Origin of the sequence: Kitasatospora sp. NPDC048298, from assembly GCF_043201465.1 — a bacterium.
Lineage (GTDB): Bacteria > Actinomycetota > Actinomycetes > Streptomycetales > Streptomycetaceae > Kitasatospora.
In genome coordinates this window covers 45,191-56,241 of the sequence record NZ_JBICYZ010000066.1, presented here as the reverse complement: position 1 = coordinate 56,241, position 11,051 = coordinate 45,191, and the positions used below count along the sequence as shown (strand labels likewise).

The window sequence follows — 11,051 nt, the reverse complement described above, 5'->3', positions numbered from 1 at the left end:
GGCACCGGCCGGCCCGGGGGGGGCCGCCGCCCCCCCCCGCCCCCGGCGGGGGGGGCGCCCCCCCGCGCCCCCCCCCCCGCCGGCCCGGGGTCCCCCCCCCCCCCCCCCCCCCGCCCCTCCGTCGTTCGTCGTACCGGGCGGGGTCAGAGACCCAGGTCGTCCAGGGTGTACGCGGTCACGTACTCCAGGCCCTCGGCCTCGACGGCGGCCGCGCCGCCGCGCTCCACGATCACCGCGACGCCGACCACCTCGGCGCCCGCCTCACGCAGCGCCTCCACGGCGGTCAGCACCGAGCCGCCGGTGGTGGAGGTGTCCTCGACGGCCAGCACCCGGCGGCCCTTGACCTCCGGGCCCTCGATCCGGCGCTGGAGGCCGTGGGCCTTGCCGGTCTTGCGGACCACGAAGGCGTCCAGCTGCTGCCCGCGCGCGGCGGCGGCGTGCAGCATCGAGGCGGCCACCGGGTCGGCACCCAGGGTCAGACCGCCGACGGCGTCGTACTCCAGGTGCGAGGTCGCGTCCAGCATCACCCGGCCGACCAGCGGGGCGGCCACGCCGTCCAGCGTGATCCGGCGCAGGTCGACGTAGTAGTCGGCCTCCTTGCCGGAGGAGAGGGTGACCTTGCCGTGCACGACGGCCTTGTCCTTGATCTGTGCCAGCAGGGCGTCGCGGTCGTTGCTCATGAGCGTTCAGTCTAGGCCCTGGTGGTCCCGGCGGCTCTCCGGGCTCAGCGCCGGCGCAGCGCCCTGACCAGCACCACGGCACCGCCCAGCAGCGCCACCGAGCCGCCGATCACCCACGGCACCGCGCTGCGGCCGCCGGTGCCCGGCACCACGATCCCACCGGCCTCGCCGCCCCAGCGGGACGCCGCCCGGGCCCGCGCGCTGCGGGCGGGCAGCGCCGGGGCGTACGGGCCGCGCGGCGGGGCGTGGTCCACCTCCTCGGCGGACCGGCCGACGATGCTGCGGCGCACCGGGCCGGAGAGCACCGGCTCGTCCTCGTACGCGAAGAGCGGCTCGGCGGGGAGTTCCTCGGCGACGCCGTCCCGCTCGGCGGAGCCGTCCGGGTCCTCGCCGTCGACGTCGTCCTCGTCGTCGTCGGCGGAACCGGTGGGCAGACCGAAGCGCTCGGCGTCGGCGTCGGAGAAGGCGATCAGGTCGGAGAGGTCGTCGTCCAGGTCGTCACCGGGCTGGTCCTGGCGCTCCTCGATGAAGACCACACCGGCGTCGGTCCCGGCGGGGGCGTCGTCCTCCTCCTGGTCCGGGTCCTGCGGCTGCTCACCCTCCGGGGCGACCAGCGCGGCGGCGAACCTGTCCAGCAGACGGCGGCCGGTGGCGTCGAGGGTCTCCTCGTCGAACTCGGTCAGCCGGCCGGTGGCGCTCAGGTCACCGGTGAAGCGGATCGCCGCGGTGCCGTCCTCGGCGCCGTCCGCGACGCTGACCCGGACCGTGGCGGTCACCTCGCCGCTGCCCCGGGCCTCCTCGCCCTCGGCGAGCACCGTCAGCACGCCCTCCCGGCCCTCGATCAGCGACAGCACGCCCTTGTACGTGATCGTGGAGCCGCCGACCCGCAGCTTCAGCCGGCCGCTGATCTCCTCGGCCGCACCGGCGCCGACCGCGGCCGGCTCGGTGCTCAGCCCCGGCACACTCCGCGCCAGCAGCGCCGGATCCTGCAAGGCCTGCCGCACCAGCTCGGCGGACATCGGGACGACAACCTCATGCTCCATGCCACGGAGCCTACCGACTGCCCCCCGCCCGGTCCCTACCCACCACCATCCGATTTTCCCCGCCCCGCCTGTTCCCTTGGCCGTCGCACCATCGCCCCGGCCCGGACGCGGGGGTCGTGGCGCGGCCCGGTGCGCCCGCCGTGCCGGGAGCCCGTCCTCCTCCGCCCCGTCGCCGCTCCGGCGGGGCCGCAGCGGCGACGGCGTCGTGCGGCCCTCAGCGTGGGCCGAGGAGGGTGAGGGCGGCCGGGGGGTGGGTGGGGCGCAGGGCGGTGAGGCGGGCGGTGGTGGTGCGGAGGGTGTCGGGGGTGAGGGCGCGCGGTGGCGGGGCGTCGGGGGCGAGGGTGAGCCGGGGGCGGTCGGCGGCGGCGAGGAGGAAGTTCCGAGCGTCGCCCGGCGGGCCGGGCCGGCAGGTGGCGGTGGGGCTGTCCGGGACGGCGTACGGGGCGGTCTGGAGGCCCGCCGCGCGCAGGCCGGACTCGATCTGCCAGAGGCCGGCCGGGTCGCTCCCGGCGCGGACGGCGATCCGCCCAGCGGGGGAGAGCAGCCGGGTGGCGAGGCCGTAGAACTCCTGGGAGTGGAACTTGACCGGCCCGCCGTCGGCCGGGGCCGGGAGGTCGGCGAGCACCACGTCGTACGGCCCGTCCCCGCCGGGGGCGCCGGCGCCGCGCAGCCAGGCCAGCGGGTCGGCCGCGGTGGTGCGGACCCGGGGGTCGTCCAGCGCGTGGCCGTCGAGGGCGGCGAGCCCGGGGTCGGTGCGGGCCAGCCGGGGGAGGACGGGGTCGGCGTCGACCAGCCGGACGGTGCGGACGCCCCGGTGCCGCAGCACCTCCCGCAGGGCCGTCCCGTCGCCGCCGCCGAGCAGCAGGACCCGGGTGTCCGGGCCGGCCGCCATGGCGGGGTGGACCAGGCCCTCGCTGCTCCGGTACTCGTCGGGCCCGCAGACCGCCAGCCGGCCGTCCAGGTAGAGCCGGAGGGGGCCCTCGGCGGGGCCGGTGAGCACGATCTCCTGGTGCCGGCTGCGGATCGCGTAGCGGACCTGGTCGCCGTACAGGGCGTGCCGGGCGGCGCGTTCGACGGCCTCGGAGCCGGCCGCGGCCGCCGCGAGCAGGCCGAGGACCAGCAGGCAGCCGCCCCACAGCAGCCGGCGTATCCGGGGGGCCGGTTCCTCGCGGAACAGCCAGAGCACCACGGCGGCCCCGGCGACGGCGTTGACGGCGCCGGTGAGCAGCGCGCCGTCCCCCGGCCCGAGGGCGGGCAGGATCAGGAACGGGAAGGCGAGGCCGCCGATCAGCGCGCCCACGTAGTCGGCGGCGAACAGGTCGGCGACGGCCCGCCCGGCGTCCTCGCGCCGGATCCGCTGGATGAGGGTCATCAGCAGGGGGATCTCCGCGCCGATCAGGATGCCGATCAGGCAGGTGAGGCCGACCATGGCGGCCTGGTAGCGGCCGAGCCAGGCCCAGCAGGAGTAGAGCGCGAGGACGGAGAGTCCGCCGGTGAGCGCGAGCGCGCACTCGACGGCGGCGAAGGCGGTGGCGGGCCGGCTGGTGAGCCGTTTGGCGAGCAGTGAGCCGAGGCCCATCGCGAACACCATGACGGAGAGCACGACGGAGGTTTGGGTGACCGTGTCCCCGATCAGGTAGTCGCCGAGCGCCACGAGTTCGAGCTCGTAGACGAGTCCGCAGGCCGCGCAGACGAACGCGGCCAGCAGGACGGCCAGGCGGGCGAGCCGGGGGCGGGAGCGCAGCCGGGATGGACGGCCGGCGGGCAGGAGTGGGGCGAGGCCTCGCCCGGGCCGGGGTGGGGCGCCGTCGTCGAGGTCCACTCGCGGGCGTGCGGGCGGACCGGCCGGATGGTTGATCACGAACAAACGCTAGGGGACGTGCGGGACGGATCGCTGCGCCCATCCGACGGACAGTGGGCGACGTCGGATTGACGAACCGTTCCTGCGTACGATTCGCAGGCCCGCGCTGGACGGCCTACGGCCGGATCGGTGTTCCGGTCCGGGCTTCGGGCGGTCATCCCCCGGACACCACCAGCGAGGAGCGGGTGCACACCAGCTGCCCCTCCTGCGGGTAGGCGTGCCAGGTGCGCCAGAGCAGCCGGTCCGCGCCGCCCTGGGCGACCAGCGCGGTGAAGGCGCTCGGGTCGCCAGGGAAGACCCCGGCGAGGCCGCGCGGGTGCCCCTCGACGAGGGCCAGCAGCTCCTGGGCGCGGGCCGCGAAGTCGTGCGGCGGCAGCGCCTCGATGCGGGCGGCGAACTCGTACTCCCAGCCGCCGACCTGCTTGGCCACCCGGGCCGGCAACGGGGTGCGGCGGCCGGGCAGGCAGGCGACGGTCTCCAGGCACTGGCCGGGGCCCGCGTCGATCACCACCTGGTGGGAGGCGCCCAGCAGGCGCAGCTGGAGGGTGCCGGACGTGCCCGGGCGGCCTCCTCCGTCGAGTCTCAGGTCGCGGACGGCGAGCGCGGGCAGTGGGTCGCCGCCGAGGCACCAGGCGAGGTCACCGGCGCGGGTGTCCGTGTAGGAGGTCTGCAGTGTGGTGAGCATGCTCGGCTCCGCGTTTCAGCTCCGTGCGCGCCCGCCGAGCAGCAGCGACTAGGCCTAGGCGATGGCGAGGCTGTTCGTGGCTGTGCGGCCCTGGGCGCGGCCGACCGTGGAAGGAAGGATTCCGGCTGGAGATTCAGCAGCAGAGAAGCACGAATACGCCGGGTCCGCCGGTGATTTACCCAACTTTGTCAAGCATTCACCGTTTAGAGCACATCTGCTTCCCGGGTCTGATCGAGTCCATGTGCGAGTCTGCACAGCGCGCGCCCCTATCACCGGATCGTGCGCCGTGCGCGCCGGGTGTGCGCTGTTCGGGTGCAGCACACACCGCCGCCCTCCGGGTGCGGGGCGTGGAGGGCGGCGGGGGAACGCCTGGAGGGGCGGCCAGGATGTCTCGATTGAGGCAAACAGGCAAGCCGATCAAGGAAGTTGATGATCCATCAGAACTGGTGTCGGGTCATGGACGCTTCTGTTCGAAGGGAGTGAAAGGGGGCGTGCGGCCCGTCACAGGCGCCGTAGACGGGTGACGGCCTCCCGAAGAACCTCGTCCTTTTTGCAGAAAGTGAAGCGGACCAGGCTACGGCCGGCGTCCACGTCGTCGTAGAACACCGCGTTCGGAATGGCGACGACGCCGCAACGGCCGGGCAGGGCACGGCAGAACTCGATGCCGTCCTTCTCGCCGAGCGGGGTGATGTCGGTGGTGACGAAGTACGTGCCCTCGGGCGTGAAGGCCCGGAAGCCGGCCGCGCCGAGGCCGTCGACCAGCAGGTCGCGCTTGCGCAGCAGGTCGGCGCGGAGGGTGTCGAAGTAGGCGTCGGGCAGCCGCAGCGCCTCCGCGACGGCGTACTGGAAGGGGCCGGCGCTGACGTAGGTGAGGTACTGCTTCGCGGTGCGCACGGCCGCGACCAGGTCCGGGCTCGCGGTGACCCAGCCGACCTTCCAGCCGGTGAAGGAGAAGGTCTTGCCGGCCGAGGAGATGGTGACGGTGCGCTCGCGCATGCCGGGCAGCGCGGCGATCGGGTGGTGGGTGGTGCCGAACACCAGGTGCTCGTAGACCTCGTCGGTGACGACCAGCAGGTCGTGCTCGACGGCGAGTTCGGCGATGCTGCGCAGTTCCTCGGCGGTGAGGACGGTGCCGGTCGGGTTGTGCGGGGTGTTGATCAGCAGCAGCCGGGTGCGCGGGGTGACCAGCGAGCGCAGCTCGTCGAGGTCGGGGCGGAAGGACGGGGCCCGCAGGGTGAGCGGGACGCGGGTGGCGCCGGCCATCGCGATGCAGGCGGCGTAGGAGTCGTAGAAGGGTTCGAGGGCGATCACCTCGTCGCCGGGCTCCAGCAGGGCCAGCAGGGTGGCGGCGATGGCCTCGGTGGCGCCGGCGGTGACCAGCACCTCGGTGTCCGGGTCGTACGAGAGGCCGTGGAAGCGCTGTTGGTGCTCGGCGATCGCGGTGCGCAGTTCGGGGATGCCGGGGCCGGGCGGGTACTGGTTGCCGCGGCCCTCGCGCAGGGCCCGTACGGCCGCCTCGCGGACCTCCTCGGGCCCGTCGGTGTCCGGGAAGCCCTGGCCGAGGTTGATCGATCCGGTGGCCGTGGCCAGCGCGGACATCTCGGCGAAGACCGTCGTGCCCATCCCGGCCAGTCGGCGGTTCAGCAGTGGCCTGGTACCCATCGGTGGCTCCTCACGGCTCGTCGTCAGGGCCATCCTGGGACAGCCGGGAGCCGGGGACAAGAACGGCCCGCCACCGGCGCGGAGGCGGTGGCGGGCCGGACCGGAGTGCCGGGAGCGGGATCAGGCCTCGTCGGTGCCCTCGGCGCCCTCGCCGTCCTCGCCCTCGATCTCGTTCTGGAGGCCGAGGCGCTCGACGATCCACTGCTCGAAGCCGACCGCGGCCTGGGTCCAGTTGGCGGTGGTGGTGACGAAGTAGTCCAGGTTGACGCCGGTGCCGACGATCATCTGGGCCTCGCCGATCAGGCGGACCACGCCGTCCTCGTGGGTGTGGGTGTACACCTTGGGCCAGAGGGTCTCGCGGTTCCACTCGTCGATCAGGTCGAGGATCTCGCCCTTCTTCTCCAGCGGGTACGCGCGGTCGTAGAAGGCGCGGACCGCGAAGAGCTCCTTCTGCTCGCCGCGGAACATGTAGTAGACGCGGAAACCCTCCCAGGGGGCGGTGAGGTCGCCCTCCTCGTCCACGACGTGCTTGAGCTGCATCTGGTCCAGCAGCTGGGTGACCAGGGCCTGGTCCGGGACGATGATCGGCGGCGGGCCGGCCGGCCGACCGCCCTGGCCGCCGGGCTGGCCGCCCTGGGGAACGCCGAAGGACGGGATGGACGACGGGTCGATGCTCATGGGGGTCCTCTTCCTCAGTGCACGTGGTGGCCGGCAATGAGAGGCCGCCCTTTCCACCTCCCATCCTGCCTCATTCGGGCCTTCGCTCACAGGGGCGCCCGGGGGTGTGTGGATCTTCGTCCGGTGTTCGTCCCCCCGTTCTTCCCGGCGTTCTTTCCCCCCGGTTCTCCCGGGTGCCGTCCGGCGGTTCCGGCGGCGGGTTCAAGGCGTGGTGGTCACGCAGGGTGCGCGGGGCCGGGGCGGGCCGCCCGCGGGGGGCGCGTGAGCCACGTCACGCGCCCGGTGCGCCGGTTCGGCTGCCGCGCCGACCGGTTGCGGTTAGCGTGCGACGGCACTCGCTTCGATCAAATCCCGGCCGGACCGGGGGAGTTGGGCCGTCCTGAGGTGGACTGTCCGGAATTGAGGGGGGAACAGGAGTGGGTGGAGCGGCGACGGGGGACGGCGCATCGCTCGGGGCGCTGCTGCGGAGCATCCGGCTGGACCGGGGCATGACGCAGGAGCAGCTGGGCGAGGCGACCGGGCTGAGCGTGCGGTCGATCAGGGACCTGGAACGGGGGGTCTCCTGCCCGCGGGTGTCCACGCTCCGGCTGCTGACCCAGGCCTGGGGCCTGCCGGACGCCCAGGTGGCCGAGCTGCACCGGCTGGCGCGCAGCCGGCGGGACCGGACGCGGCGGCTGCTGCGGCAGGCGGCGAAGTGACGCCCGCCGGGTGAGGCCGCCCGGGTGACACCGGGCGTGGAAGCGGAACGGGCCGCCCCCGCCGCCGGAGCGGAGGGAGCGGCCCGTGCGCCGGACGCCCGGCGGTCCTACTTCTCCAGCGGCCCCCGGCCGCGGACGGTGAGGCGGTCGCCCTCCTCGTCCCGCTCGACCACGACGGTGTCCCCGTCGTGCACCGCGCCGGACAGGATCGCCCGGGCGAGCTGGTCGCCGATCGCGGACTGCACCAGCCGGCGCAGCGGGCGGGCGCCGTACGCCGGGTCGTAGCCGGTGAGCGCCAGCCAGTCGCGGGCGGCCTCGGAGACCTCCAGGGTGAGCCGCCGCTCCTGCAGCCGCTCGCCCAGGCGGGCCACCTGGAGGTCGACGATCCGGCTGAGCTCGCCGGTGCCCAGCGGTTCGAAGACCACGATGTCGTCCAGCCGGTTGAGGAACTCCGGCTTGAACGCGGACCGGACGGCGCCCAGCACCAGCTCCCGCTTCTCCGCCTCCGGGGTGACCGGGTCGACCAGGTACTGACTGCCCAGGTTGGAGGTGAGGATCAGGATGGCGTTGCGGAAGTCCACCGTGCGGCCCTGGCCGTCGGTGAGCCGGCCGTCGTCCAGCACCTGGAGCAGGACGTCGAAGACCTCCGGGTGGGCCTTCTCCACCTCGTCCAGCAGGACCACGCTGTACGGGCGGCGGCGGACGGCCTCGGTGAGCTGGCCGCCCTCCTCGTAGCCGACGTACCCGGGCGGGGCGCCGACCAGGCGGGAGACCGAGTGCTTCTCGCCGTACTCGCTCATGTCGATCCGGACCATCGCCCGCTCGTCGTCGAACAGGAAGTCGGCCAGGGCCTTGGCGAGTTCGGTCTTGCCGACGCCGGTCGGGCCGAGGAAGAGGAAGGAGCCGGTCGGGCGGTCCGGGTCGGCGATGCCGGAGCGGGTGCGCCGCACCGCGTCCGAGACGGCCTGCACGGCCTCCTTCTGGCCGATCAGGCGCCTGCCCAACTCATCCTCCATGCGCAGGAGTTTGGCGCTCTCGCCCTCCAGCAGCCGGCCGGCCGGGATGCCCGTCCAGGAGGCGACCACGTCGGCCACGTCGTCCGGGCCGACCTCCTCCTTGACCATCGAGGCGGAGGCGTCCTGGTCGGCGGCGCGCTCCTGGGCGTCGGTGAGCTCCTTCTCGGCGGCCGGGATCTCGGCGTACATCAGCTTGGACGCCCGCTCGAAGTCCCCGTCCCGCTGGGCGCGTTCGAGCGCGCCGTGCAGGTCGTCCAGCCGCTCCTTGAGCTCGCCGACCCGGTTGAGGCTCTTCTTCTCCTGCTCCCAGCGCGCCGTCAGCACGCTCAACTGCTCGTTCCGGTCGGCGAGGTCGCGCCGCAGCCGGGCCAGCCGGTCCACCGAGGCCGGGTCCGACTCCTTCTCCAGGGCGAGCTCCTCCATCCGCAACCGGTCGACGGAGCGCTGGAGTTCGTCGATCTCGACCGGGGAGGAGTCGATCTCCATCCGCAGCCGGGAGGCCGCCTCGTCGACCAGGTCGATCGCCTTGTCGGGCAGGAAGCGGGAGGTGATGTAGCGGTTGGACAGGGTGGCCGCGGCGACCAGGGCGGCGTCCGAGATCTGCACCTTGTGGTGCGCCTCGTACCGGCCCTTGAGCCCGCGCAGGATGGCGATCGAGTCCTCCACGCTGGGCTCGCCGACCAGCACCTGCTGGAAGCGGCGCTCCAGGGCCGGGTCCTTCTCGATCCGCTCGCGGTACTCGTCCAGCGTGGTGGCGCCGACCATCCGCAGCTCGCCGCGGGCCAGCATCGGCTTGAGCATGTTGCCCGCGTCCATCGCGGAGTCGCCGCCGGCGCCCGCGCCGACCATGGTGTGCAGCTCGTCGATGAAGGTGACGACCTGGCCGTCGGAGGACTTGATGTCGTTCAGGACGGCCTTCAGCCGCTCCTCGAACTCGCCGCGGAACTTGGCGCCCGCGACCATCGCGCCGAGGTCCAGCGCGACCAGCCGCTTGCCGCGCAGCGACTCCGGCACGTCGCCGGCCACGATGCGCTGGGCCAGACCCTCGACCACGGCGGTCTTGCCGACGCCGGGCTCGCCGATCAGCACCGGGTTGTTCTTCGTCCGGCGGGAGAGCACCTGGACCACCCGGCGGATCTCGTGGTCGCGGCCGATCACCGGGTCGAGCTTGCCGTCCCGGGCGGCCTGGGTGAGGTCGGTGCCGTACTTCTCCAGGGCCTTGTAGGTGCCCTCCGGGTCCGGCGAGGTGACCTTGCCGCTGCCCCGGACGTCCTTGAACGCGGCGAGCAGCGCCTTCGGCGTGGCGCCCTGGTGCGCCAGCAGCTCGGCCACGGCGCCGCCCTCGGCGGCCAGGCCGACCATGAGGTGCTCGGTGGAGACGTACTGGTCGTCCAGGTCGTCCGCGCGCTTGCCGGCCTCGGTGAGCACCGCGATGGTGTCCCGGGCGAGCTGCGGCGCGGCGACCGTCGAGCCCATCGCGCTGGGCAGCGCGGCGGCCTGGCGGCGGGCCTCGGCGTCGACCCGGGCGACGTCCGCCCCGACCGCCTCCAGCAGGGGCCGGGCGATGCCCTCGGGCTGCTCCAGCAGGGCGATCAGGATGTGCACCGGCCTGACGTCCGGGTTGCCGGCCGCGCCCGCCTGCCGGATCGCGGCGGCCAGGGCGTCCTGCGTCTTGGTGGTGAACTTGCTGGCGTCCACTGCTGGGGGGTCCTCCCTCGTCGTCCTGCACTGCTGCTACGTACAGCATGCACTATGTTGAGTCTATTCCGCTCAACTTTTGCTCGTCGGATTGCGGACGGCCGTCCGCCGGGTCAGCCCCAGCAGCTCCCGGGCCGGTCCGCCCGGCCGCTGCCCGGCCGGCCAGACCGCGCGCAGGGGCCGCCGCAGGTCCAGTTCCCGCGCCAGCGGCACCTCGACCAGCCGCCGGGTGGCCAGCTCCTCCGTCACCGCCAGCTCGCTCAGGCAGACCGGCCCCGCCCCGGTCATCGCCGCCGCCTTCAGCGCGGTGGACGAGGCCAGCTCCATCCGGGGCCGCGCCACGCCCCCGTACGGCCGCAGGGCCGTCTCCAGCACCTCCCGGGTGCCCGAGCCGGGCTCGCGCAGCGTCAGTGGGGTGGCCGCCAGCTCGGCCCCGGTCAGCGGGGCGCGGCGGCGGGCCCAGGGGTGGCCCGGCGCCACCACGACCACCAGCCGGTCCGCCGCCACCACGGCGCCGGCCAGCCCGGGCGGGGTGGACGGGCCCTCGACGAAGCCGAGGTCGGCGTCCCCGGCCAGGACGTGCCCGGCGACCTCCGCCGAGTTCGCCGTCCGCAGCGTCACCGCCGTCCCCGGGCTGGCCTCGGACAGGCTCAGCAGCCAGCCGGGCATCAGGTACTCGGCGACGGTCAGGCTGGCCACCACCCGCAGCTTGGCGTCCCGCCGCTCGCGCAGCGCGTCGATCCCGGCGTCCAGCGCCTGCGCCGCCTCCACCACCTGCCGGGCCCACTCGACCACCAGCCGGCCCGCCTCGGTCGGCCGGCTGCCCCGGGGCGAGCGGTCCAGCAGCGGGACGCCGATCTGCCGCTCCATGCCCTTGATCCGGGCGCTGGCGGTCGGCTGGCTGACGCCCAGCTCGGCCGCCGCCCGTCCGACGCTGCCCAGCCGGGCCACCGCGAGCAGCAGTTCCAGGGCGCCGAGTTCGGGGACGTGCGAGGAGAGAGCCATAGGTTCAGGCTATGCCCCCATAGAA

Annotated in this window: 9 protein-coding genes; 1 reads left to right on the top strand and 8 read right to left on the bottom strand. The window is 74.3% G+C overall.

Going from position 1 to position 11,051, the window contains the following annotated elements; translation table 11 throughout:
• Window positions 1-143: 143 nt before the first annotated feature.
• The 6 genes from pyrE to ACGF0D_RS34795 all read right to left on the bottom strand — a co-directional run bounded on the left by pyrE (window position 144) and on the right by ACGF0D_RS34795 (window position 6,609).
• Window positions 144-680: an orotate phosphoribosyltransferase gene (pyrE, locus tag ACGF0D_RS34820; protein WP_392868562.1), complete on the bottom strand. Its 537-nt coding sequence runs from the start codon at window positions 678-680 to the stop codon at window positions 144-146.
• 44 nt (window positions 681-724) lie between these two features.
• A complete protein-coding gene (locus ACGF0D_RS34815; protein WP_392923085.1) occupies window positions 725-1,723 on the bottom strand; it encodes a CoxG family protein in 999 nt (332 codons plus the stop codon).
• Window positions 1,724-1,937: 214 nt separating this feature from the next.
• Complete coding sequence (locus ACGF0D_RS34810) at window positions 1,938-3,584, bottom strand: polyamine aminopropyltransferase (RefSeq protein WP_392923083.1); 1,647 nt, start codon at window positions 3,582-3,584, stop codon at window positions 1,938-1,940.
• Window positions 3,585-3,738: 154 nt separating this feature from the next.
• The gene (locus tag ACGF0D_RS34805; RefSeq protein ID WP_392868556.1) at window positions 3,739-4,269 is read right to left on the bottom strand and encodes a DUF2617 family protein; all 531 of its coding nucleotides are present in this window, start codon (window positions 4,267-4,269) and stop codon (window positions 3,739-3,741) included.
• Between the two features lie 501 nt (window positions 4,270-4,770).
• Window positions 4,771-5,931, bottom strand: coding sequence for a pyridoxal phosphate-dependent aminotransferase (locus ACGF0D_RS34800; protein WP_392923081.1), 1,161 nt, complete (start codon window positions 5,929-5,931; stop codon window positions 4,771-4,773).
• A gap of 120 nt (window positions 5,932-6,051) precedes the next feature.
• Complete coding sequence (locus tag ACGF0D_RS34795; protein ID WP_392923079.1) at window positions 6,052-6,609, bottom strand: YbjN domain-containing protein; 558 nt, start codon at window positions 6,607-6,609, stop codon at window positions 6,052-6,054.
• A 416-nt stretch (window positions 6,610-7,025) separates the two neighbouring features.
• On the opposite strand from ACGF0D_RS34795, the gene ACGF0D_RS34790 reads away from it, so the two are divergent.
• Window positions 7,026-7,307, top strand: coding sequence for a helix-turn-helix domain-containing protein (locus tag ACGF0D_RS34790; RefSeq protein ID WP_392868550.1), 282 nt, complete (start codon window positions 7,026-7,028; stop codon window positions 7,305-7,307).
• A gap of 107 nt (window positions 7,308-7,414) precedes the next feature.
• On the opposite strand, the gene clpB is transcribed toward ACGF0D_RS34790, so the two are convergent.
• Both clpB and ACGF0D_RS34780 read right to left on the bottom strand, forming a co-directional pair.
• Window positions 7,415-10,021, bottom strand: a complete 2,607-nt coding sequence (gene clpB, locus ACGF0D_RS34785) for an ATP-dependent chaperone ClpB (protein ID WP_392923076.1) — start codon at window positions 10,019-10,021, stop codon at window positions 7,415-7,417.
• A gap of 72 nt (window positions 10,022-10,093) precedes the next feature.
• Window positions 10,094-11,026 (bottom strand): LysR family transcriptional regulator, encoded by a 933-nt coding sequence (locus ACGF0D_RS34780; protein WP_392923073.1) that lies wholly within the window; start codon window positions 11,024-11,026, stop codon window positions 10,094-10,096.
• Between the last annotated feature and the right edge of the window lie 25 nt (window positions 11,027-11,051).

Bases quoted from the DNA above. Each gene is read 5' to 3' on its own strand.
- pyrE (WP_392868562.1), bottom strand. From the start codon at position 680: ATGAGCAACGACCGCGACGCCCTGCTGGCACAGATCAAGGACAAGGCC.
- ACGF0D_RS34815 (WP_392923085.1), bottom strand. From the start codon at position 1,723: ATGGAGCATGAGGTTGTCGTCCCGATGTCCGCCGAGCTGGTGCGGCAG.
- ACGF0D_RS34805 (WP_392868556.1), bottom strand. From the start codon at position 4,269: ATGCTCACCACACTGCAGACCTCCTACACGGACACCCGCGCCGGTGAC.
- ACGF0D_RS34800 (WP_392923081.1), bottom strand. From the start codon at position 5,931: ATGGGTACCAGGCCACTGCTGAACCGCCGACTGGCCGGGATGGGCACG.
- ACGF0D_RS34795 (WP_392923079.1), bottom strand. From the start codon at position 6,609: ATGAGCATCGACCCGTCGTCCATCCCGTCCTTCGGCGTTCCCCAGGGC.
- ACGF0D_RS34780 (WP_392923073.1), bottom strand. From the start codon at position 11,026: ATGGCTCTCTCCTCGCACGTCCCCGAACTCGGCGCCCTGGAACTGCTG.